Consider the following 21,165-nt stretch of genomic DNA (forward strand, 5'->3'; position numbering starts at 1 on the left):
TTGCGCAGTAATAATTGTTTCAATTTCGTAAAATTAGGTAAAAGGCTGGTCTCGGTTCATACTGCTCTTTAGAATCAAGCCATTCGCTTTTTATACTGCGCTTTGTTAAGGAATTCTCATGCTCAAATCAACACTGGCGGCTGTCGCAGCTGTGTTTGCTCTTTCTGCCGTTTCCCCTGCTGCGCTGGCAGCCAAAGGGGACCCTCACGTTCTGCTGACCACCTCTGCCGGGAACATTGAGCTGGAACTGAATAGCCAGAAAGCTCCGGTTTCTGTGAAAAACTTCCTCGACTATGTGAACAGTGGTTTCTATAACAACACCACCTTCCACCGCGTGATCCCTGGCTTCATGATTCAGGGCGGCGGCTTCAACGAGCAGATGCAGCAGAAACAGCCTAACCCACCCATCAAAAACGAAGCGGACAACGGCCTGCTGAACAAGCGCGGCACCATCTCCATGGCGCGCACGGCGGATAAAGACAGCGCCACCAGCCAGTTCTTCCTCAACGTGGCGGATAACGCTTTCCTCGACCACGGCCAGCGCGACTTCGGCTATGCGGTCTTCGGTAAAATTGTGAAAGGGATGGACGTGGCGGACAAAATCTCTCAGGTTCAGACCCACGATGTCGGTCCATACCAGAATGTGCCGTCTAAACCAGTGGTGATTCTCTCCGCGAAAGTGCTGCCGTAATCGTTCTCCCACACGGGCATATCCTGCCCGTGTCTTTCAGCCCTCCCTGCGAAAGCGCGTTTTGCTGCTTATACTTGTGGCAAACGGACTATTCAGGGAGGCGTTAAGTGAAAAAACTCACCGATAAGCAAAAATCCCGTCTCTGGGAGCAACAGCGTAACGTCAATTTTCAGGCCAGTTGTCTCCTTGAAAAAGGTAATGGTCCTTCAGAGCCCGGCATTGAGACGCTGGAGCTTGGGCCTTCAGCGCCCGGGCTACCGCATCTGTGCCTCATTCATCGCCATCTGTATCACAGAGAGATGAAGCAGGCAGGCGAATTCCGTACCGACGATATTTTTAAGGGTGACATTCCCTTCTGCCATTTTGAGTACATCGAGACGATGGGTAACGAACTGATGGCGGCTCTGGAAAGTGATAAGTATCTTGTGGGTCTTGAAAAAGCGGCGTTTGTTGAAAAAGTGAGCCATTACTACTGTGAAATCAATATGCTGCATCCCTTTATGCGCGGTAATGGCATAGCTCAGCGCGTCTTCTTTGAGCAGCTGGCCATCCACGCGAATTACGCGCTGGACTGGCGGGATATTGATCCCGAGCAGTGGGTGGCGGCGAACCGAAGCGGTGCCACGGGCGATTTGACCGCGCTGAGCGCTATCTTTGCCAAAGTAGTGAGCGAAGCGCGGGAATCTGAGTAGAATAGGGCGGCATTTTTTTCGGGAGCCGCCATGATTCTGCTGATTGATAACTACGATTCCTTCACCTGGAACCTTTACCAGTATTTTTGTGAACTGGGTGCAGAGGTGGTTGTCCGCCGCAACGACGAACTCAGCCTGTCTGATATTGAGACGCTGGCTCCGCAGAAAATCGTCATTTCGCCGGGACCGTGTACGCCGTCGGAATCGGGCATTTCTCTGGAGGTTATTCACCACTATGCCGGCAGGCTGCCGATCCTGGGCGTCTGTCTCGGTCATCAGGCGATTGCCCAGGCATTTGGGGCTACCATCGTGCGTGCCGCGAAAGTGATGCACGGCAAAACCTCGCCGGTCACCCACACCGGCACGGGCGTATTCACCGGGCTCAATAACCCGTTAACCGTGACGCGCTACCATTCGCTGGTGATTGACCCACCGACGCTGCCCGACTGCTTTGACGTGACCGCCTGGAGCGATACGCAGGAGATCATGGGGATTCGCCACCGCGAGTGGGATCTCGAAGGCGTCCAGTTTCACCCTGAAAGTATCCTCAGCGAGCAGGGGCACGCACTGCTGGCAAATTTCCTCAATCGCTGAATATCTGTTGCCTTGCTGTGATTTTTTATGCATATTTTGTGATTATATTTTCACAATGAATGTGACATAAAATGGATGGGCATGACATGGCAACTGAACAACCAGCAATTACCCGCGCGACATTCGATGAAGTGATTCTGCCGATTTATGCACCGGCTGAGTTTATTCCGGTGAAGGGGAAAGGCAGCCGCGTCTGGGATCAGCAGGGCAAGGAGTATGTGGATTTCGCGGGTGGTATTGCGGTCACGGCGCTGGGCCACTGCCATCCTGCGCTGGTGGACGCGCTGAAAACCCAGGGCGAAACCCTGTGGCACACCAGCAACGTGTTCACCAACGAACCTGCGCTGCGCCTGGGCCGTAAGATCATTGATGCGACCTTTGCCGAGCGCGTGCTGTTTATGAACTCCGGCACCGAAGCTAACGAAACCGCCTTTAAGCTGGCGCGCTACTACGCCACCACGCGCCACAGCCCGTACAAAACTAAAATCATCGCCTTCCATAACGCCTTCCACGGACGCTCTTTCTTTACCGTCTCCGTTGGCGGCCAGCCGAAGTATTCCGACGGCTTCGGTCCGAAACCAGCCGACATTATCCACGTGCCGTTTAACGATCTGCACGCGGTGAAAGCGGTGATGGACGACCACACCTGCGCGGTGGTGGTGGAGCCGATTCAGGGCGAAGGCGGCGTGACCGCGGCAACTCCGGAATTCCTGAAAGGGCTGCGCGAACTGTGCGACGAACATCAGGCGCTACTGGTGTTTGATGAAGTGCAGTGCGGGATGGGGCGTACCGGAGAGCTGTTTGCCTACATGCACTACGGCGTGACACCGGATATTCTGACCAGCGCGAAAGCGCTCGGCGGCGGTTTTCCGGTGAGTGCGGTACTGACGACGCAGGAGATTGCCTCTGCGTTCCACGTCGGGTCTCACGGCTCGACCTACGGCGGTAACCCGCTGGCGAGCGCCGTGGCAGGTGCCGCGTTCGACATCATCAACACGCCAGAGGTGCTAAACGGCGTTAGCGCGAAACGCGAGCTGTTTGTGCAGCATCTCCAGCAGATTAACAATAAGTACGACGTCTTCAGCGAGATCCGCGGCATGGGGCTGCTGATTGGTGCGGAGCTTAAGCCGCAGTACAAAGGCCGCGCGCGCGATTTCCTGCACGCAGCCGCCCACGAAGGGGTGATGGTGCTCAACGCCGGGCCGGACGTGATGCGTTTTGCGCCGTCGCTGGTGGTGGAAGAGAAAGATATTGACGACGGGTTAACCCGCTTTGCCGCGGCGGTCGAGAAGATCGTAAAAGGCTAATACTCGGTTCGCTTTAACCGCCGCGTTAACCAAATGCCGTGATGCGGGCGCTGACGCCATGCCACCGACGAAATGGTGTGCATGGTGTTCAGATGTCCCAGCACGCGCTGCAAATGCTGCTCCAGGGTGCTCATCGGGCCGTGGGTCAGCGTCTCCGGTGCCTCCAGAATGTTCGAATCCCCCGACTCACCCGGCGCGTCATACTCCAGACGCTGCTGACACCGCTGCAACGCAATTTCACACGACTGCAAATAGCGCTGCGCCAGATCCGGCGTCAGCATTGTGTGTTCGCGCGCCAGCGTGGTCATGGCGTTAATGTGCTCAACGATAAACTGGCTGTGCGTGACCCACAGCTTCATATCGGCAAGATAGTGTGAGTTAAAGCCCGGCTCCTGCATCGCCTGGTTGAGCGAGTTAAACAGGGCGTTGTGCGCCTGGTTGACCTTCATCCGCTGATACGCCAGCGGGGAAGGCTGCGGATCGTCGCTCAGGATCAGTCGAATGGCCTGCTGATCGGCCTCCAGCGCGTCGTGGGCGTTCTGCCTCAGCAGCCCGCTCTGCCACTGCGGCCAGAGCCAGACCATGCCGCCAAAGGCGATCAGGCAGCCAATCAGCGTGTCGATCAGGCGGGCAACGATGAACTGTTCGCCGTTAAGCGTCAGCAGCTGAAGGGTATATACCGCCGTCACCGTAAAGCCCACCATCGCCCAGCCGTAGTTTTTGCGAATGATTAGATAGCTTACCAGGGTGATCGCCAGCATGCCCGCCAGGGTATAGCCTTCGGGCACGTGAAAATGCAGCGTCACGCCCGCAATAATCAGCCCCGCCATCGTGCCGCCTGCCCGGTGTAGAATGCGCACCCGCGTGGCGCCATAGCCGTTCTGGGTAACAAACAGCACGGTCATTAAGATCCAGTACGGTTTCGGCAGGTGGAGCGCCATGCCCATCAGGCTGGCGATACTGAGCATGACGCTAATCCTTGCAGCGTTGCGCAGAGCGGAAGATTTCAGAGACAGGTAGCTTCTCAGCGCCGGCAGCAGCGGCAGACGTTTCTGTTTATCCGCCATCAGGTCACGGGAATAAAGCGGGCGCTGGGTGCGCAGCACGCGGGCGATGCGGCTGAAGTGCCAGGCGGCAAACTGGCCGACCGGGTTATCCGGGTGCTGACGGGCGATTTTCTCCAGCGCGCCGAGCTGTTTGTCCATGTTAAAGCGCGTGGGGTAGCGGTGGTAGAGAATATCATCGGCCAGCACCCGCAGGCGCGCGGAGACGGTTTGTGCGTTCCAGCGGATCACCGCTTCGGCATGGCTGCGCTCAACCAGCTTTTGCACCTCCTGCGGGTGGTGAAGGCTAACGGAGATATGCTCCTGAAGATCCAGCCCCACCTGAAAGGTGCGCAACAGCCGTTTATATTCGTGGTTCTTGTTGGCGGCGAGCATATGCAGCTGCTGATAGCACTGGCTTATCAGGTCTACCACCTTTTGCTGGCGCGTCAGCAACGGCGGTAAAGATTTCTCCGGATCCGTATGCTGGGTGAGCAGGGTGTATTTGGCTTCACAGTAATCCGCAAGCTGCACGTAGAGCAGGCTCAGAGATTCGCGCAGCGGCTGCTCCCGCCACAGCCAGAACCAGAACCAGTTAAACAGCCCGTACCACAGCGTGCCGAGGGCGTAGATCAGCAGCGGCTCCCACACGGGCATATTACCGGCGAGGCTCAGGGTGAAGATGGCCGCAATGAGTGACGCGGGAAGCAGCCGGGCATGGAGCGAGCTGATTTCGGCGGTGACGCCGAGGGTCATCGCCAGCACGGTCAGGATCAGCGGCAGGGGAATATCACGAGCCAGCAGAAGCTGCACCGCGAGGCTACAACCAGCAAACAGCGAGCCGCCAATTATCAGACGTTTGAAAAAGCGTTTATGGGGCGTGTCCAGACCGGCAATGTTGCAGCAGGCGGGGACGAGAGAAAACAGCAGGCCCTGCTGAAGATGTCCCAGGATCAGGCCCACGGCCACGGGAAGACACAGCACCAGCGTTTGTCGTAGTGCGTAGTTAACTTCCGGGTGATAGATCAGCCTGCGCCACATGGGGAATAGAGACAAAAACGGCGTGACACCTCGCGATGGCACGCCGTTTAGGCAGGATTAACGGGTTCCGTAAACCACGATGGTTTTACCGTGGGCGGAGATCAGGTTTTGATCTTCCAGCATTTTCAGAATACGGCCCACCGTTTCGCGGGAGCAACCGACGATCTGACCGATTTCCTGACGGGTAATTTTAATTTGCATGCCGTCCGGGTGGGTCATCGCGTCTGGCTGTTTCGCCAGGTTCAGCAGAGTCTGCGCAATACGGCCAGTCACGTCCAGGAAGGCGAGGTTACCCACTTTCTCTGACGTCACCTGCAGACGGCGCGCCATCTGGGAAGAAAGACGCATCAGGATGTCAGGGTTTACCTGAATCAGCTGACGGAATTTCTTATAAGAAATTTCAGCCACTTCACATGCTGTCTTTGCACGAACCCAGGCGCTACGTTCCTGGCCTTCTTCAAACAGGCCCAGTTCACCGATAAAATCGCCCTGGTTCAGATAGGAAAGGATCATCTCTTTGCCTTCCTCATCTTTGATCAGCACTGCCACCGAGCCTTTGACGATGTAATACAACGTTTCCGCTTTTTCACCCTGGTGAATCAGCGTGCTCTTCGATGGGTACTTATGAATGTGGCAATGAGACAAGAACCATTCGAGAGTCGGGTCTGTTTGCGGTTTGCCAAGCACCATGCGCTGTTATCCTCTGTTATAAGCTGTCACCAGAGTCTTCAGATGCATCCGGACTCTGGGGTTGCAATCGAATTCTTACCCATACCCTGGGAAGTCGGCTGTCGTAACGTTTCGCAGCCAGTAAAGTTTGATGTCCTCTGCATACATGTGTAACGTCAATGTATTACTGTAGCATCCTGAGTGTTTTAGCATAGCTTTTGCCGCGTGTCTCCTGGTGTCTCGCTTCAGCATGATGCAGGTCGCCTTCCATTGCGAGAAATGTAACGCACGCGTAATCTGTCACCAAAAATGCAACGTTGGAGTTAATGAATATGCAAGCGCGCGTGAAGTGGGTTGAAGGTTTAACGTTCCTGGGCGAGTCCGCGTCAGGACACCAGATTTTGATGGATGGTAACTCCGGCGATAAAGCTCCAAGCCCAATGGAAATGGTGCTGATGGCGGCAGGCGGATGCAGCGCGATCGACGTGGTGTCGATTCTGCAAAAAGGCCGTCATGACGTGACGGATTGCGAGGTTAAACTCACCTCAGAGCGTCGCGAAGAGGCGCCACGGCTGTTCACCCACATTAATCTGCACTTTGTTGTCACCGGGAAAGAACTGAAAGACGCGGCGGTCTCACGCGCGGTGGATCTCTCTGCGGAGAAATACTGCTCTGTGGCGTTAATGCTGGAGAAAGCGGTAAAAATCACCCATTCGTATGAAGTGATCGAGGCTTAATTATTGGGGCATCGTGCGTGTTGATGCCCTCACCCTAACCCTCTCCCACGGGGAGAGGGAACATGTTCACGCGATCTGCTTCCCTTCCATCAGTCGCTCCACCAGCGGCGTCATGATCAGCTCCATTGCCAGCCCCATTTTTCCACCGGGAACCACTAACGTATTCATGTGGGAAATAAACGAGCCCTGCAGCATCGCCAGCAGCCAGGGGTAATCAATGCCTTCAAGATTGCGGAAGTGGATCACCACAAAGCTCTCATCCAGCGACGGGATGCTTTTCGCCGCGAACGGATTGGAAGTGTCCACCGTCGGCACGCGCTGGAAGTTAATGTGCGTGCGGGAGAACTGCGGCGTGAGATAGTTGATGTAATCTTCCATGGAGCGCACCACCGAGTCCATTACCGCCTCGCGCGAATGGCCGCGCTCGCTCATGTCGCGCGTCAGCTTCTGGATCCACTCCAGGTTAACGATCGGCACCACCCCGACCAGCAGATCCACATGGCGCGCCACGTCGTGCTGAGGTGTGACAACGCCGCCGTGCAATCCTTCATAAAACAGCACGTCGGTGGGTTCCGGCAGCGGTTGCCAGGGGGTAAAGGTGCCCGGCACCTGGTTCCAGGGTACGGCTTCGTCGTAGGTGTGCAGATACTTACGGGACTGCCCGGTACCGCTCTGACCGTATTCGCGGAAGGTTTGCTCCAGCAGGCCGAAATCATTGGCTTCCGGGCCAAAGTAGCTGATGTGTTTACCCAAATCGCGTGCCTTGCGGATCGCCATGTCCATCTCAGGCCGCGTATAGCGGTGAAAGCTGTCGCCTTCGACCTCCGCCGAACGGAGATTCAGCTGGGCGAAAATCTTGCGAAAAGCGAGGCTGGTGGTGGTGGTTCCCGCACCACTCGACCCCGTAACGGCAATAATGGGATGTCTGGCAGACATAGCAACTCCCTGACGGAAAAGGTTGGAAGATCAGCCGTGAAACGCGTTGCGGGGCATGATATTGACCGTCTCATGCAGTTCTGACCACACCAGCACCACGTCGCCGCTTTTCAGCTGGCGTTTTACATCGTTGACCTTTTGCTCAAGCGAACGCTCATGTTCACCATAATCGGTGCCTTCGCGTAATACAAAGCTTTCAATCAGATTATCGAGCGTTTCGGGAGCCAGATCCTGCCAGGGAATGATCATTTTGCACCATCCAGATAAGGAGTCAGCCAGTCAGGAATGCGCGCTTCCAGCCACATTTTCGGCCTGCGCAGCGTGCCGCCGATGAACCCCACGTGGCCACCATGTTCGGTCAGCTGGTAGTGAACGTTGTCAGGCAGGAATTCCTGCGCGGGAATAGAGTGATGATCCATGAACGGGTCATCTTTGGCATGAATAATCAGCGTCGGCTGCGTGATTTTGCTGAGCAACGGCATGGCGCTGCACTGTCGGTAATAGTCGATAGCATCGGCGAAGCCGTGAATTTTGGCGGTGATCAGATCGTCGAATTCGCGGATGCAGCGTACTTTTTTCAGCTGACGCAGGCTTACCGGCAGGGTATCCGGATAGGCCTTTAGCTTTCGCGCCGCGTTGGCTTTCAGCAGGTTGAGCAGATAGCGCTGATAGACGCGAGAAAAGCCTTTTTCCATGTGATAGCTGCACTGCTCCAGCATAAACGGTGCGGAGACAATCACTGCTGCATTCAGCGGTACGCTGTCGCCCTCTTTGGCCAGCAGACAGGCGAGCATATTACCGCCCAGCGAGTAGCCCACGGCGGCCGTTGGCGCGGCGCCATAATTTTCCCGCAGCCAGTGCAGAAACCACGTGCCATCTTCGGTTTCACCCGAGTGATAAATGCGTTTCTGACGATTCGGCTCGCCGCTACAGCCGCGAAAATGCATCACCACGCCGAGCCAGCCGCGCGCTTTGGCGGCCTCAATTAACCCATGCGCATACGGACTGTGCAGGCTGCCTTCTAACCCGTGAAAAACCACCAGACGCGGCTTATGAAGAGCCTGTTCCGGCGCTTCGCTCCAGGCCAGATCCAGAAAATCACCGTCCGGCAGATCGAGCCGTTGCCAGTGCGGAGTGAACTGGACCTTGCGGCGGATCAGCCGCGGCAGCATGGTCTGCAAATGGCAGTTGGTCACGCCGCGCATGGGCACGAACTCGGTGCTGTCTTCGGCTGTAATGTCGAAGTCTGATGGAATGATTTGGGTCATAAGGACGATGCTGATTCTTGTCAGAAATTCACTATACTTTCCGAATTGTACCCCGTTTAGCCTGGATTTCCGAACCAGAGATAGATTCCGTTCGCACAACGGGGTAAAAATTCAGTCTGCCTGCAGCATCGCTTCCAGCTGTTCCTGGGCATCCAGCCATGCCATTTCGCACTCTTCGAGGCTGGATTTGGCTTTCGCCTGCGTTTGCAGACAATCCGTTAGCTCCGCTTTACGGCTCTGATCGTACAGGTCGCTGTCGCCCAGCTTCTCTTCGACGGCGGCAAGCGTGGCGTTGAGCTTTTCCATCTCTTTTTCAAGACGGGCAATCTCTTTACGCAGCGGCTGGGTCTGGGTGCGCAGTTCCGCTTCGCGGCGCTTCTGGTCTTTACGCGACTGTGCGCTGTTGACGTTGTCTTTCGCTGACTCTTCCGGCTGGTTTTCCTGCTTTTGTACGTCCGTCAGCCACTGCTGGTAGTCTTCCAGATCGCCGTCGAACGGTTCGACTTTGCCGCCGTGTACCAGGTAGAGATCGTCGGTGGTGGAGCGGATCAGGTGGCGATCGTGCGACACGACAACCAGTGCGCCTTCGAACTCAATCAGCGCTTCGGTCAGCGCCTGACGCATGTCGAGATCCAGGTGGTTGGTCGGTTCATCGAGCAGCAGCAGGTTGGGTCTCTGCCAGACGATCAGCGCCAGCACCAGACGGGCTTTTTCGCCGCCGGAGAAACGCTCGGTGTCTTCGGTCACCTTATCGCCCTGGAAGCCGAAGCCGCCGAGGTAGTCGCGCAGTTTCTGCTCCATTTCCTGCGGCGCAAGACGCGCCAGATGCTGAATCGGCGATTCATCTGCGCGTAAAAATTCCAGCTGATGTTGGGCGAAATAGCCAAGCTTAATGCCCTTCGCCAGGCCGATTTCACCGCTGGTTGGGTTAAGCTCGCCCGCGAGCAGCTTAATTAATGTCGATTTACCGGCGCCGTTGCGCCCCAGCAGGCCAATGCGCGAACCCGGCACCAGGTTAAGCTTGATAGAGTCGAGGATGATGCGATCGCCATAGCCTGCGCTCACTTTTTCCATCTTCAGCAGCGGGTTCGGCAGGCTTTCCGGCGCGCGGAAGCTGAAGTGGAACGGGTTATCCACGTGTGCCGGGGCAATCATCTCCATGCGTTCCAGCATCTTGATGCGGCTCTGGGCCTGCTTGGCTTTTGACGCTTTAGCTTTGAAGCGATCCACGAAGCTCTGCAGATGCGCCACGCGCTGCTGTTGGCTTTCATACATCGACTGCTGCTGAGCAAGGCGCGTCGCGCGCTGGCGCTCAAAGGAGCTGTAGTTGCCGGTGTACTCGAACATGGTTTGCTGTTCGATATGAATGATTTTATCCACCACCGGGTCGAGGAAGTCGCGGTCGTGGGAGATGAGAATCAGAGTGCCCTGATAGCTCTTGAGCCACTTCTCGAGCCAAATAACCGCATCGAGATCGAGGTGGTTGGTCGGTTCATCGAGCAGGAGCAGGTCTGAGCGGCAGATCAGCGCCTGCGCCAGGTTGAGGCGCATGCGCCAGCCGCCGGAGAAGTCGCTTACCGGGCGTTCAAGCTGTTCATTGCTAAAGCCCAGGCCGTGCAGCAGGCTGGAGGCGCGGGAGCGAATGGTCCACGCGTCGATGGCGTCCAGCTTGCCGTGAACGGTAGCGATGGCGTGACCGTCGTTGCGCTCGTTGGCCGCGTTGAGTTCCGCTTCGAGCTTACGGTATTCGCGATCGCCGTCGATAACATAGTCGAGCGCCGGTTCGCTCAGGGCTGGCGTCTCCTGGTTTACCCACGCGAGCTGCCAGTTCCCCGGGAAGGTAAAGTTACCACCATCCGCGCTAATCTCGTTTTTCAGCAGCGCCAGCAGGGTGGATTTACCGCAGCCGTTTTTGCCGACCAGACCCACTTTCTGGCCCGGGTTGATGGTAGCAGTGGCGTTATCCAGCAGGACGCGCACGCCGCGACGAATTTGTAACGAGGAGAAAACAATCATAGAAGCGCCGTATGTTCCGACTATGTTAATTTGTCATTATGATAATGTAAGGTGTGGGCCATTTCCCCCACCGGGCCGCCATGGTAGCCCAAAACGACAACAATACACAAAAACAGAACCGGGAGGGGAGTGATGTCTCAGACAGCGAAAGTGCTGCTGCTGTATGCCCATCCGGAATCTCAGGACTCGGTGGCGAACCGGGTGCTGCTTAAGCCGGCCACACAGCTCAGTAACGTCACGGTGCACGATCTCTACGCGCACTATCCTGATTTCTTTATCGATATTCCTTACGAGCAGGAACTGCTGCGTCAGCATGACGTGATTGTATTTCAGCATCCGCTTTATACCTACAGCTGTCCGGCGCTGCTGAAAGAGTGGCTGGATCGCGTGCTGAGCCGGGGCTTCTCCAGCGGGGTGGGGGGCAACCAGCTGGCGGGAAAGTACTGGCGGAGCGTCATTACCACCGGTGAGCCGGAAAGCGCTTACCGTCACGACGGGCTGAACCGCTACCCCATGAGCGACATCCTGAGGCCATTCGAGCTGACGGCGGCCATGTGCCGCATGCACTGGATGAGCCCGATTATTGTTTACTGGGCGCGGCGTCAGGACCCGAAAGCGCTCGCAAGCCACGCCAGAGCCTACGGCGAATGGCTGGCATCACCGATTCCGGCAGGAGGTCGTTAATGGAAGGATCGAATTTACTCCTCGCCGGGGTGCTGTTTTTATTTGCCGCCGTCGTCGCGGTGCCGCTTGCCGCCCGTATCGGCATCGGGGCGGTGCTGGGGTATTTGCTCGCGGGGATCGCCATTGGCCCATGGGGACTGGGTTTCATCAGCGACGTGGATGAAATTCTCCACTTCTCGGAGCTCGGCGTGGTGTTCCTGATGTTCATCATCGGCCTCGAACTGAACCCCTCGAAGCTGTGGCAGCTTCGACGCTCTATCTTTGGCGTGGGCGCCGCGCAGGTGCTGTTTAGCGCCGCGATTCTGGCTGGCCTGTTAATGCTGACCAACTTTTCCTGGCAGGCGGCGGTGATTGGCGGGATTGGTCTCGCAATGTCGTCGACGGCGATGGCGCTGCAGCTGATGCGCGACAAGGGGATGAACCGCAATGAGGCCGGACAGCTGGGCTTTTCGGTGCTGCTGTTCCAGGATTTAGCGGTGATCCCGGCGCTGGCGCTGGTGCCGCTGCTGGCGGGCTCGGGCGACGATCACTTCGACTGGGCAAAAATTTCCATGAAGGTGCTGGCCTTCGCGGGCATGCTGATTGGCGGACGTTTCCTGCTACGTCCGGTGTTCCGCTTTATTGCCGCCTCGGGCGTGCGCGAGGTGTTTACCGCCGCGACGCTGCTGCTGGTGCTCGGCTCGGCGCTGTTTATGGACGCGCTGGGGCTGTCGATGGCGCTGGGCACCTTTATTGCCGGCGTGCTGCTGGCGGAGAGTGAATATCGGCACGAACTGGAAATTGCCATCGATCCCTTCAAAGGGCTGCTGTTAGGCCTGTTCTTTATTTCGGTGGGAATGGCGCTCAATCTTGGCGTGCTTTATACCCATCTGCTCTGGGTTGCGGTGAGTGTTGCGATCCTGGTGGCGGTGAAAATGCTGGTGCTTTACGTCATGGCGCGTATCTACGGGTTGCGCAGTTCGGAACGCATGCAGTTTGCCAGCGTGTTGAGCCAGGGTGGCGAGTTTGCGTTTGTGCTGTTCTCCACCGCCTCCTCCCAGAAGCTGTTTAAAGATGACCAGATGGCGCTGCTGCTGGTGACGGTAACGCTGTCGATGATGACCACGCCTCTGCTGATGAAGATGGTGGATAAACTCCTGTCGCGCCGCCTGAATCCGGCAGACGATGAAGATGAAGCGCCGTGGGTAGAAGACGATAAGCCGCAGGTGATCGTCGTGGGCTTCGGCCGCTTCGGGCAGGTGATTGGCCGCCTGTTGATGGCGAACAAAATGCGCATTACGGTGCTGGAGCGCGATATCAGTGCGGTCAACCTGATGCGCAAATATGGCTACAAGGTCTATTACGGCGATGCCACTCAGCTTGAGCTTCTGCGCTCGGCCGGGGCGGAAGCCGCGGAGTCTATCGTCATCACCTGCAACGATCCGGAAGATACGATGAAGCTGGTGGAGCTATGTCAGCAGCATTTCCCGCACCTGAATATTCTGGCGCGTGCCCGGGGGCGTGTTGAAGCTCACGAATTGTTGCAGGCAGGTGTGAAACACTTCTCCCGTGAGACGTTCTCCAGTGCGCTGGAACTGGGGCGCAAGGCGTTAATCTCCCTGGGGATGCATCCTCACCAGGCGCAGCGCGCCCAGATGCACTTCCGCCGGCTGGATATGCGCATGCTGCGCGAATTAATGCCTGTACATAGCGATACGGCGCAGATCTCCCGCGTGCGGGAAGCGCGGCGCGAGCTGGAGGAGATCTTTCAGCGAGAGATGCAGCAGGAACGACGCCAGCTCGACGGCTGGGATGAATTTGAATAAAAGGTAACGAAAGATGGCTGTACGTAAACGCTTTATCGCGGGTGCAAAGTGCCCGTCTTGCCAGGCTCAAGATACGCTGGCCATGTGGCGCGAAAATAATATTGATATAGTTGAGTGCGTTAAGTGCGGTCACCAGATGCGTGAGGCCGACAAAGAAGCACGCGATCACGTTCGCAAAGAAGAGCAAGTGATCGGCATTTTTCATCCAGACTAGCGATATGCTCTGAGTTTTTTTAAGCTTAAGGGTACACGGGTGCAGATTTCCGCTACAATCTGCGCCAGCAATTTTCCCACGCTCAGGAGATATCATGAAAGTAGCAAAAGACCTGGTGGTCAGCCTGGCCTATCAGGTACGTACAGAAGACGGTGTGTTGGTTGATGAGTCTCCGGTGAGTGCGCCGCTGGACTACCTGCATGGTCACGGTTCCCTGATTTCCGGCCTGGAAACTGCGCTGGAAGGTCATGAAGTTGGCGATAAATTCGACGTTGCTGTAGGCGCGAACGACGCTTACGGTCAGTATGACGACAACCTGGTTCAGCGCGTTCCTAAAGACGTGTTCATGGGCGTTGACGAGCTGCAGGTTGGCATGCGCTTCCTGGCTGAAACTGACCAGGGTCCGGTTCCTGTTGAAATCACTGAAGTTGAAGACGACCACGTTGTGGTTGACGGCAACCACATGCTGGCTGGCCAGAACCTGAAGTTCAACGTAGAAGTTGTTGCGATCCGTGAAGCGACCGAAGAAGAGCTGGCTCATGGCCACGTTCACGGTGCGCATGGTCACGACCATGATCACGATCACGGCCACGACGGCTGCTGCGGTGGTCACGGCCACGACCATGGTCATGACCACGGCCACGGTAAAGGTGGTTGCGGCAACGGCGGCTGCGGTTGCCACTAATTCCGTCATGCGGAAAATAAAAAAGCGGGATAATCCCGCTTTTTTTACGCCTCAATAATGAGGTGGTGGCGTCTCTTCCGACTGAGAGGCAATATTTGACGGCTGCGTCGCCTTCAGCTTTTCCGTAAGCAGGCGCATATGATCCCGCAGTTTCGCCATTTCGAGTTCGTGCGCGGTCACGGTCTGGTTAAGCTCTTCGATGGTGATGTCCTGAAAAGCCAGGCGGCTTTCCAGCTCAGCCATTCTCGCTTCTATCATTGTGTCCTTCATCATTCACCTCGTTTATATCTGATACGCCATATTGGCCCAGCGGCGGCGCAGTTTAACTGAGTTTATCCTTAAGTGCAGTCTCTATCCCGTTGGCAAGAAACTTATTTAAACAAAAATAGTCTGAAAAGTGGCGAGAATTGGAAGTGTCTGTCTGTAGATTTCTTCCGCAACGTTTTATAGTACGTCACTCATTTACGTTTAACGCTGGGGTGAGAGTCCCCAGGCCCTGGAGATATGGATGAAATCACTGTTTAAAGTAACGCTGCTGGCGACGACGATGGCTGTTGCACTGAACGCGCCGCTGTCATTCGCTGCTGATACTGCTGCGAAGCCTGCTGCCACTGCAGACAGCAAAGCGGCGTTCAAAAATGACGACCAGAAATCCGCCTACGCACTGGGCGCATCTCTGGGCCGCTACATGGAAAACTCTCTGAAAGAACAAGAGAAACTGGGCATCAAACTGGACAAAGCCCAGCTGATCGCGGGTGTTCAGGACGCTTTTGCTGATAAGAGCAAACTGTCTGACCAGGAAATCGAACAGACTCTGCAGGCGTTCGAAGCGCGCGTGAAGGGTGCCGCTCAGACCAAGATGGAAGCGGACGCTAAAGACAACGAAGCGAAAGGCAAAGCCTACCGCGACACCTTTGCTAAAGAGAAGGGTGTGAAAACCTCTTCTACTGGTCTGGTGTACAAAGTTGAGAAAGAAGGTACCGGTGATGCGCCTAAAGACAGCGACACCGTTGTGGTGAACTACAAAGGTACGCTGATCGACGGTAAAGAGTTCGATAACTCTTACACCCGTGGTGAACCTCTTTCCTTCCGTCTTGACGGTGTGATCCCAGGCTGGACTGAAGGCCTGAAAAACATCAAAAAAGGCGGCAAAATCAAGCTGGTTATCCCACCGGATCTGGCCTATGGCAAAACTGGCGTTCCGGGTATCCCGGCTAACTCCACGCTGGTCTTCGACGTAGAGCTGCTGGACATCAAACCAGCGCCGAAAGCGGATGCGAAACCGGAAGCGCAGGCAGATCAGAAAGCTGCGACAGACGCTAAGAAGTAATGTGATGCAAACCGCCGCCTTTTAAGGCGGCGGTTTTTTATTGTGGGGCAGATATAATTAACACTGGAAAGCGTTAGGCACGCTGTATTAATTTAGTTGTCCGTGTAGATAATGAGCCTGCCCTGAAAACCTAACGACAGGCTCCTGAAAAGGAGTGTTTTTTTCATGTCCAGGTCGCTTTTAACCAACGAAACCAGTGAACTTGATTTGCTGGATCAACGTCCTTTTGACCAGACCGACTTCGATATTCTGAAATCCTATGAAGCGGTAGTGGACGGGTTAGCGATGCTCATTGGTTCCCACTGCGAAATCGTATTGCACTCCCTGCAAGATCTGAAGTGTTCCGCCATCCGCATTGCTAATGGTGAGCATACCGGCCGTAAAATTGGTTCGCCAATTACCGACCTTGCATTGCGTATGTTGCATGACATGACCGGCGCGGACAGCAGCGTCTCAAAATGTTATTTCACCCGCGCCAAAAGCGGCGTGCTGATGAAATCAGAAACCATCGCGATTCGAAATCGCGAGCATCGTGTGATTGGGCTGCTGTGCATCAACATGAACCTTGATGTGCCATTCTCACAGATCATGAGCACCTTTATTCCGCCAGAAACGCCAGACGTTGGCTCTTCTGTTAACTTTGCCTCCTCCGTTGAAGATCTCGTCACGCAGACGCTTGAGTTCACCATTGAAGAGGTCAATGCTGACCGCAACGTATCGAACAACGCCAAGAATCGCCAGATCGTACTCAATCTCTACGAGAAAGGGATTTTCGACATTAAAGATGCCATCAACCAGGTGGCCGATCGTCTGAACATCTCCAAGCATACGGTTTACCTCTACATCCGTCAGTTCAAAAGCGGCGATTTCGTGGGGCAAGATAAGTAATGCGTTTTGCATTAATGGTGACGGGCCCGGCGTATGGGACTCAACAGGCCAGCAGCGCGCTGCAGTTTGCGCATGCGCTGCTGGCGGCCGGACACGAACTGGCGAGCGTCTTCTTCTATCGGGAAGGGGTGTATAACGCGAACCAGTTTACGTCGCCGGCGAGCGACGAGTTTGATCTGGTCCGCGCCTGGCAGGCGTTAAATGAAAAGCAGGGCGTTGAGCTGCATATCTGCGTGGCGGCGGCGCTGCGTCGCGGCGTGACGGATGCAGCCGAAGCCGAGCGCCTGGGGTTTTCAGGCGCTAACCTACAGCCTGGTTTTACGTTGAGTGGTCTGGGCGCATTGGCTCAGGCGACGTTAACCTGCGACAGAGTGGTGCAATTCTGATGAAGCGTGTGGCATTTGTTTTTACTTCTGCGCCGCACGGCAGCACCTCTGGCCGCGAAGGCCTGGATGCGCTGCTTGCAACATCGGCGTTAACAGAAGATATCGGTGTCTTCTTTCTGGGGGACGGCGTGCTTCAGCTTCTGGCCGGCCAACAGCCGCAGGCCATTCTGGCGCGCGACTACATCGCCACCTTCAAAGTGCTGCCGCTTTACGATATCGAAACCTGCTATGTCTGTGCCGACTCTTTAACGGCGCGCGGTTTAAGCGATAAGACGCCTTTTGTGCTGGATGTGACGACCTTACCTGCCGCAGCACTGCGTGAACAACTATCCCACTACGACACCATTCTGACTTTCTGAGGCTTCCATGCTCCATATTCTCAGCCATTCACCATGGCAATGTGATATCGACACGCTGTTGAGCATGCTGCGCGAAGGTGACGATCTGCTGCTGATTCAGGATGGCGTGCTCGCTGCGCTTGAAGGCGGCCGTTTCGTTGAAATTCTCACGAATGCCCCCATAACGGTCTCAGCGCTGAAGGACGATCTGGATGCGCGGGGTCTTTCTGGTCAAATTTCAGCCAAAATTGACGTGGTTGGCTATACTGATTTCGTCAATCTTACTGTGACGCACGCCAGTCAAATGAACTGGTGATTTGAGATCGCTGTATATTTCTTGACACCTTTTCGACGTAGCCCTAAAATTTCGCGTCCTCATATTGTATGAGGTCGTTTTATTACGTGTTTACGAAGCAAAAGCTAAAACCAGGAGCTATTTAATGGCAACAGTTAACCAGCTGGTACGCAAACCACGTGCACGCAAAGTTGCAAAAAGCAACGTGCCTGCGCTGGAAGCCTGCCCGCAGAAACGTGGCGTATGTACTCGTGTATATACCACCACTCCTAAAAAACCAAACTCCGCACTGCGTAAAGTATGCCGTGTGCGTTTGACTAACGGTTTCGAAGTGACTTCCTACATCGGTGGTGAAGGTCACAACCTGCAGGAACACTCCGTGATCCTGATCCGTGGCGGTCGTGTTAAAGACCTTCCGGGTGTTCGTTACCACACCGTTCGTGGTGCGCTGGACTGCTCAGGTGTTAAAGACCGTAAGCAGGCTCGCTCCAAGTACGGCGTGAAGCGTCCTAAGGCTTAATGGTTCTCCGTTAAGTAAGGCCAAACTGATTTATCTTAATGTCAAACTAAACTCGTAGAGTTTTGGACAATCCTGAATTAACAACGGAGTATTCCCATGCCACGTCGTCGCGTCATTGGTCAGCGTAAAATTCTTCCAGATCCGAAGTTCGGATCAGAACTGCTGGCAAAATTTGTAAATATCCTGATGGTAGATGGTAAAAAATCTACTGCAGAAGCAATCGTATACAGCGCGCTGGAGACCCTGGCTCAGCGTTCTGGTAAAAATGAACTGGAAGCTTTCGAAGTCGCTCTCGACAACGTTCGCCCAACTGTAGAAGTTAAGTCCCGCCGTGTTGGTGGTTCTACTTATCAGGTTCCAGTTGAAGTTCGTCCGGTTCGTCGTAATGCCCTGGCAATGCGTTGGATCGTTGAAGCTGCTCGTAAACGCGGTGATAAATCCATGGCTCTGCGTCTGGCGAACGAACTTTCTGATGCTGCAGAAAACAAAGGTACTGCAGTTAAGAAACGTGAAGACGTTCACCGTATGGCAGAAGCCAACAAGGCGTTCGCACACTACCGTTGGTAATCCCTTCGGAGTATTAGTCACCAGGCGGGCGCTTCAGAGAAGCTGCCCGCTCTGGGTAACTTAACTGAACGCCTAAAGAAACAAACGAGGAATCAAATGGCTCGTACAACACCCATCGCACGCTACCGTAACATCGGTATCAGTGCGCACATCGACGCCGGTAAGACCACTACTACCGAACGTATTCTGTTCTACACCGGTGTAAACCATAAAATCGGTGAAGTTCATGACGGCGCAGCCACCATGGACTGGATGGAACAGGAGCAGGAGCGTGGTATTACCATCACCTCCGCAGCGACTACTGCATTCTGGTCAGGTATGGCTAAGCAGTACGAACCGCATCGCGTAAACATCATCGACACCCCGGGCCACGTTGACTTCACCATCGAAGTAGAACGTTCCATGCGTGTTCTTGACGGCGCGGTAATGGTTTATTGCGCAGTTGGTGGTGTTCAGCCACAGTCTGAAACCGTATGGCGTCAGGCGAACAAATATAAAGTTCCACGCATCGCGTTCGTTAACAAAATGGACCGTATGGGTGCTAACTTCCTGAAAGTTGTTGGCCAGATCAAAACCCGTCTGGGCGCGAACCCTGTTCCGCTGCAGCTGGCAATTGGTGCTGAAGAAGGCTTCACCGGCGTTATCGACCTGGTGAAAATGAAAGCCATCAACTGGAACGATGCAGACCAGGGCGTTACCTTCGAATACGAAGATATCCCGGCTGAGATGCAGGACCTGGCTGACGAATGGCACCAGAACCTGATCGAATCCGCTGCTGAAGCTTCTGAAGAGCTGATGGAGAAATACCTGGGTGGTGAAGAACTGTCTGAAGAAGAGATCAAAAAAGCTCTGCGTCAGCGCGTTCTGAACAACGAAATCATCCTGGTAACCTGTGGTTCTGCGTTCAAGAACAAAGGTGTTCAGGCGATGCTGGATGCGGTAGTTGACTACCTGCCATCCCCGGTTGACGTTCCTGCGATCAACGGCATCCTGGACGACGGTAAAGATACTCCGGCTGAGCGTCACGCAAGTGATGACGAGCCGTTCTCTGCACTGGCGTTCAAAATTGCTACCGACCCATTCGTGGGTAACCTGACCTTCTTCCGCGTTTACTCTGGTGTGGTTAACTCTGGTGACACCATCCTGAACTCCGTGAAAGCGGCGCGTGAACGTTTTGGCCGTATCGTACAGATGCACGCTAACAAACGTGAAGAGATCAAAGAAGTTCGTGCGGGCGACATCGCTGCAGCTATCGGTCTGAAAGACGTGACCACTGGTGACACCCTGTGTGACCCGGATCACCCGATCATTCTGGAGCGTATGGAATTCCCTGAGCCGGTAATCTCCATCGCGGTTGAACCAAAAACCAAAGCTGACCAGGAAAAAATGGGTCTGGCTCTGGGCCGTCTGGCGAAAGAAGACCCATCATTCCGCGTATGGACTGATGAAGAATCTAACCAGACCATCATCGCTGGTATGGGTGAACTGCACCTGGACATCATCGTTGACCGTATGAAGCGTGAATTCAACGTTGAAGCGAACGTGGGTAAACCTCAGGTTGCTTACCGCGAAGCGATTCGCGCGAAAGTTACCGATGTTGAAGGTAAACACGCTAAGCAGTCTGGTGGTCGCGGTCAGTACGGTCACGTTGTGATCGACATGTACCCACTGGAGCCGGGCTCTAACCCGAAAGGTTACGAGTTCATCAACGACATCAAAGGTGGTGTAATTCCTGGCGAATACATCCCAGCCGTTGATAAAGGCATCCAGGAACAGCTGAAAGCGGGCCCTCTGGCTGGCTATCCGGTTGTTGACATGGGTATCCGTCTGCACTTCGGTTCTTACCACGACGTTGACTCCTCTGAACTGGCGTTTAAACTGGCTGCGTCTATTGCCTTTAAAGAAGGCTTTAAGAAAGCAAAACCAGTTCTGCTTGAGCCAATCATGAAGGTTGAAGTAGAAACTCCTGAAGAGAACACCGGTGACGTTATCGGTGACTTGAGCCGTCGTCGCGGTATGCTGCGTGGTCAGGAATCCGAAGTAACTGGCGTTAAGATCCACGCTGAAGTTCCGCTGTCTGAAATGTTCGGATATGCAACTCAGCTGCGTTCTCTGACCAAAGGTCGTGCATCATACACCATGGAATTCCTGAAGTATGATGATGCGCCTAACAACGTTGCTCAGGCCGTTATTGAAGCCCGTGGTAAGTAATCCACAGGATTAAAACCTAAGTCCCGTGCTCTCTCCAGAGGGGAGAGCACTATAGTAAGGAATATAGCCGTGTCTAAAGAAAAATTTGAACGTACAAAACCGCACGTCAACGTTGGTACTATCGGCCACGTTGACCATGGTAAAACTACCCTGACCGCTGCAATCACTACCGTTCTGGCTAAAACCTACGGTGGTTCTGCTCGTGCATTCGACCAGATCGATAACGCGCCAGAAGAAAAAGCTCGTGG

General features: G+C 54.9%; 25 protein-coding genes. 18 read left to right on the forward strand and 7 right to left on the reverse strand.

The features are described from left to right. The first annotated feature begins 118 nt into the window (after positions 1-118). From ppiA to IM284_RS02760, 4 genes are all read left to right on the forward strand, one after another. On the forward strand, positions 119-691 hold the full coding sequence (gene ppiA, locus IM284_RS02745; protein WP_032644556.1) for a peptidylprolyl isomerase A: 573 nt from the start codon (positions 119-121) through the stop codon (positions 689-691). Between the two features lie 107 nt (positions 692-798). After that, positions 799-1,383, forward strand: coding sequence for a putative adenosine monophosphate-protein transferase Fic (locus tag IM284_RS02750; RefSeq protein ID WP_028014650.1), 585 nt, complete (start codon positions 799-801; stop codon positions 1,381-1,383). A gap of 30 nt (positions 1,384-1,413) precedes the next feature. After that, entirely contained in the window at positions 1,414-1,977 is a 564-nt protein-coding gene (pabA, locus tag IM284_RS02755; RefSeq protein ID WP_028014649.1) for an aminodeoxychorismate synthase component 2, read from the forward strand. 86 nt (positions 1,978-2,063) lie between these two features. Further along, entirely contained in the window at positions 2,064-3,284 is a 1,221-nt protein-coding gene (locus IM284_RS02760) for an aspartate aminotransferase family protein (protein ID WP_172976467.1), read from the forward strand. Here IM284_RS02760 and IM284_RS02765 read toward each other — a convergent pair. Both IM284_RS02765 and crp read right to left on the reverse strand, forming a co-directional pair. Beyond that, positions 3,281-5,368 carry a YccS/YhfK family putative transporter gene (locus IM284_RS02765; protein ID WP_045630318.1) on the reverse strand — a complete coding sequence of 696 codons (2,088 nt, stop codon included), beginning with the start codon at positions 5,366-5,368 and terminating at the stop codon, positions 3,281-3,283. The two genes, IM284_RS02760 and IM284_RS02765, sit on opposite strands and share 4 nt — an antisense overlap. A gap of 57 nt (positions 5,369-5,425) precedes the next feature. Next, positions 5,426-6,058 carry a cAMP-activated global transcriptional regulator CRP gene (gene crp / locus IM284_RS02770; RefSeq protein WP_000242758.1) on the reverse strand — a complete coding sequence of 211 codons (633 nt, stop codon included), beginning with the start codon at positions 6,056-6,058 and terminating at the stop codon, positions 5,426-5,428. 311 nt (positions 6,059-6,369) lie between these two features. On the opposite strand from crp, the gene IM284_RS02775 reads away from it, so the two are divergent. Beyond that, positions 6,370-6,774 (forward strand): OsmC family protein, encoded by a 405-nt coding sequence (locus IM284_RS02775; protein WP_008503018.1) that lies wholly within the window; start codon positions 6,370-6,372, stop codon positions 6,772-6,774. Positions 6,775-6,840: 66 nt separating this feature from the next. Here the strand turns inward: IM284_RS02775 and IM284_RS02780 are convergent, their stop codons facing one another. The 4 genes from IM284_RS02780 to IM284_RS02795 all read right to left on the reverse strand — a co-directional run bounded on the left by IM284_RS02780 (position 6,841) and on the right by IM284_RS02795 (position 10,994). Next, positions 6,841-7,710 carry a phosphoribulokinase gene (locus IM284_RS02780; protein ID WP_028014646.1) on the reverse strand — a complete coding sequence of 290 codons (870 nt, stop codon included), beginning with the start codon at positions 7,708-7,710 and terminating at the stop codon, positions 6,841-6,843. A 30-nt stretch (positions 7,711-7,740) separates the two neighbouring features. Next, positions 7,741-7,959 carry a YheU family protein gene (locus IM284_RS02785; protein WP_013099053.1) on the reverse strand — a complete coding sequence of 73 codons (219 nt, stop codon included), beginning with the start codon at positions 7,957-7,959 and terminating at the stop codon, positions 7,741-7,743. Next, positions 7,956-8,978 carry a hydrolase gene (locus IM284_RS02790; protein WP_045259342.1) on the reverse strand — a complete coding sequence of 341 codons (1,023 nt, stop codon included), beginning with the start codon at positions 8,976-8,978 and terminating at the stop codon, positions 7,956-7,958. The genes IM284_RS02785 and IM284_RS02790 overlap by 4 nt, the downstream gene beginning before the upstream one ends. Before the next feature lie 111 nt (positions 8,979-9,089). Then, positions 9,090-10,994 (reverse strand): ABC transporter ATP-binding protein, encoded by a 1,905-nt coding sequence (locus IM284_RS02795; protein ID WP_047367186.1) that lies wholly within the window; start codon positions 10,992-10,994, stop codon positions 9,090-9,092. Between the two features lie 132 nt (positions 10,995-11,126). Between IM284_RS02795 and kefG the strand changes: the two genes are divergently transcribed. The 4 genes from kefG (at position 11,127) to slyD (ending at position 14,382) form a co-directional block, all read left to right on the forward strand. After that, on the forward strand, positions 11,127-11,678 hold the full coding sequence (gene kefG / locus IM284_RS02800) for a glutathione-regulated potassium-efflux system ancillary protein KefG (RefSeq protein WP_006812200.1): 552 nt from the start codon (positions 11,127-11,129) through the stop codon (positions 11,676-11,678). Continuing rightward, positions 11,678-13,483, forward strand: a complete 1,806-nt coding sequence (gene kefB / locus IM284_RS02805; RefSeq protein ID WP_028014643.1) for a glutathione-regulated potassium-efflux system protein KefB — start codon at positions 11,678-11,680, stop codon at positions 13,481-13,483. Before kefG ends, kefB begins: the two co-directional genes overlap by 1 nt. Positions 13,484-13,496: 13 nt before the next feature. Beyond that, entirely contained in the window at positions 13,497-13,697 is a 201-nt protein-coding gene (locus IM284_RS02810) for a YheV family putative zinc ribbon protein (RefSeq protein ID WP_003861689.1), read from the forward strand. A 94-nt stretch (positions 13,698-13,791) separates the two neighbouring features. After that, complete coding sequence (gene slyD / locus IM284_RS02815) at positions 13,792-14,382, forward strand: peptidylprolyl isomerase (RefSeq protein WP_003861691.1); 591 nt, start codon at positions 13,792-13,794, stop codon at positions 14,380-14,382. A gap of 51 nt (positions 14,383-14,433) precedes the next feature. On the opposite strand, the gene IM284_RS02820 is transcribed toward slyD, so the two are convergent. Beyond that, complete coding sequence (locus IM284_RS02820; protein ID WP_028014642.1) at positions 14,434-14,652, reverse strand: protein SlyX; 219 nt, start codon at positions 14,650-14,652, stop codon at positions 14,434-14,436. A 238-nt stretch (positions 14,653-14,890) separates the two neighbouring features. Between IM284_RS02820 and fkpA the strand changes: the two genes are divergently transcribed. The 9 genes from fkpA to IM284_RS02865 all read left to right on the forward strand — a co-directional run. After that, a complete protein-coding gene (gene fkpA / locus IM284_RS02825; RefSeq protein ID WP_023331457.1) occupies positions 14,891-15,712 on the forward strand; it encodes an FKBP-type peptidyl-prolyl cis-trans isomerase in 822 nt (273 codons plus the stop codon). Positions 15,713-15,877: 165 nt separating this feature from the next. Continuing rightward, complete coding sequence (locus IM284_RS02830; protein ID WP_014885489.1) at positions 15,878-16,600, forward strand: transcriptional regulator; 723 nt, start codon at positions 15,878-15,880, stop codon at positions 16,598-16,600. Beyond that, the gene (gene tusD / locus IM284_RS02835) at positions 16,600-16,986 is read left to right on the forward strand and encodes a sulfurtransferase complex subunit TusD (protein ID WP_047367185.1); all 387 of its coding nucleotides are present in this window, start codon (positions 16,600-16,602) and stop codon (positions 16,984-16,986) included. The genes IM284_RS02830 and tusD overlap by 1 nt, the downstream gene beginning before the upstream one ends. Then, positions 16,986-17,345, forward strand: coding sequence for a sulfurtransferase complex subunit TusC (gene tusC / locus IM284_RS02840; RefSeq protein WP_028014639.1), 360 nt, complete (start codon positions 16,986-16,988; stop codon positions 17,343-17,345). The genes tusD and tusC overlap by 1 nt, the downstream gene beginning before the upstream one ends. Positions 17,346-17,352: 7 nt before the next feature. After that, the gene (tusB, locus tag IM284_RS02845; RefSeq protein WP_041911943.1) at positions 17,353-17,640 is read left to right on the forward strand and encodes a sulfurtransferase complex subunit TusB; all 288 of its coding nucleotides are present in this window, start codon (positions 17,353-17,355) and stop codon (positions 17,638-17,640) included. A 124-nt stretch (positions 17,641-17,764) separates the two neighbouring features. Beyond that, positions 17,765-18,139, forward strand: coding sequence for a 30S ribosomal protein S12 (gene rpsL / locus IM284_RS02850; RefSeq protein WP_000246815.1), 375 nt, complete (start codon positions 17,765-17,767; stop codon positions 18,137-18,139). A 96-nt stretch (positions 18,140-18,235) separates the two neighbouring features. Further along, positions 18,236-18,706, forward strand: a complete 471-nt coding sequence (gene rpsG / locus IM284_RS02855) for a 30S ribosomal protein S7 (RefSeq protein WP_003861706.1) — start codon at positions 18,236-18,238, stop codon at positions 18,704-18,706. 96 nt (positions 18,707-18,802) lie between these two features. Continuing rightward, entirely contained in the window at positions 18,803-20,917 is a 2,115-nt protein-coding gene (gene fusA, locus IM284_RS02860) for an elongation factor G (protein WP_028014637.1), read from the forward strand. 69 nt (positions 20,918-20,986) lie between these two features. Next, positions 20,987-21,165, forward strand: a 179-nt coding sequence (locus tag IM284_RS02865) for a GTP-binding protein (RefSeq protein WP_010287081.1), incomplete at its 3' end; no start/stop codon positions are given.

This window comes from Enterobacter cloacae complex sp. P12RS (assembly GCF_014895875.1).
GTDB classification, from domain to species: domain Bacteria; phylum Pseudomonadota; class Gammaproteobacteria; order Enterobacterales; family Enterobacteriaceae; genus Enterobacter; species Enterobacter bugandensis.

Excerpts from the sequence above, each read along its gene's own strand:
- ppiA (WP_032644556.1), top strand. The coding sequence starts at position 119 with ATGCTCAAATCAACACTGGCGGCTGTCGCAGCTGTGTTTGCTCTTTCT.
- pabA (WP_028014649.1), top strand. The coding sequence starts at position 1,414 with ATGATTCTGCTGATTGATAACTACGATTCCTTCACCTGGAACCTTTAC.
- IM284_RS02760 (WP_172976467.1), top strand. The coding sequence starts at position 2,064 with ATGGCAACTGAACAACCAGCAATTACCCGCGCGACATTCGATGAAGTG.
- IM284_RS02765 (WP_045630318.1), bottom strand. The coding sequence starts at position 5,368 with ATGTGGCGCAGGCTGATCTATCACCCGGAAGTTAACTACGCACTACGA.
- crp (WP_000242758.1), bottom strand. The coding sequence starts at position 6,058 with ATGGTGCTTGGCAAACCGCAAACAGACCCGACTCTCGAATGGTTCTTG.
- IM284_RS02775 (WP_008503018.1), top strand. The coding sequence starts at position 6,370 with ATGCAAGCGCGCGTGAAGTGGGTTGAAGGTTTAACGTTCCTGGGCGAG.
- IM284_RS02780 (WP_028014646.1), bottom strand. The coding sequence starts at position 7,710 with ATGTCTGCCAGACATCCCATTATTGCCGTTACGGGGTCGAGTGGTGCG.
- IM284_RS02785 (WP_013099053.1), bottom strand. The coding sequence starts at position 7,959 with ATGATCATTCCCTGGCAGGATCTGGCTCCCGAAACGCTCGATAATCTG.
- IM284_RS02790 (WP_045259342.1), bottom strand. The coding sequence starts at position 8,978 with ATGACCCAAATCATTCCATCAGACTTCGACATTACAGCCGAAGACAGC.
- IM284_RS02795 (WP_047367186.1), bottom strand. The coding sequence starts at position 10,994 with ATGATTGTTTTCTCCTCGTTACAAATTCGTCGCGGCGTGCGCGTCCTG.
- kefG (WP_006812200.1), top strand. The coding sequence starts at position 11,127 with ATGTCTCAGACAGCGAAAGTGCTGCTGCTGTATGCCCATCCGGAATCT.
- kefB (WP_028014643.1), top strand. The coding sequence starts at position 11,678 with ATGGAAGGATCGAATTTACTCCTCGCCGGGGTGCTGTTTTTATTTGCC.
- IM284_RS02810 (WP_003861689.1), top strand. The coding sequence starts at position 13,497 with ATGGCTGTACGTAAACGCTTTATCGCGGGTGCAAAGTGCCCGTCTTGC.
- slyD (WP_003861691.1), top strand. The coding sequence starts at position 13,792 with ATGAAAGTAGCAAAAGACCTGGTGGTCAGCCTGGCCTATCAGGTACGT.
- IM284_RS02820 (WP_028014642.1), bottom strand. The coding sequence starts at position 14,652 with ATGAAGGACACAATGATAGAAGCGAGAATGGCTGAGCTGGAAAGCCGC.
- fkpA (WP_023331457.1), top strand. The coding sequence starts at position 14,891 with ATGAAATCACTGTTTAAAGTAACGCTGCTGGCGACGACGATGGCTGTT.
- IM284_RS02830 (WP_014885489.1), top strand. The coding sequence starts at position 15,878 with ATGTCCAGGTCGCTTTTAACCAACGAAACCAGTGAACTTGATTTGCTG.
- tusD (WP_047367185.1), top strand. The coding sequence starts at position 16,600 with ATGCGTTTTGCATTAATGGTGACGGGCCCGGCGTATGGGACTCAACAG.
- tusC (WP_028014639.1), top strand. The coding sequence starts at position 16,986 with ATGAAGCGTGTGGCATTTGTTTTTACTTCTGCGCCGCACGGCAGCACC.
- tusB (WP_041911943.1), top strand. The coding sequence starts at position 17,353 with ATGCTCCATATTCTCAGCCATTCACCATGGCAATGTGATATCGACACG.
- rpsL (WP_000246815.1), top strand. The coding sequence starts at position 17,765 with ATGGCAACAGTTAACCAGCTGGTACGCAAACCACGTGCACGCAAAGTT.
- rpsG (WP_003861706.1), top strand. The coding sequence starts at position 18,236 with ATGCCACGTCGTCGCGTCATTGGTCAGCGTAAAATTCTTCCAGATCCG.
- fusA (WP_028014637.1), top strand. The coding sequence starts at position 18,803 with ATGGCTCGTACAACACCCATCGCACGCTACCGTAACATCGGTATCAGT.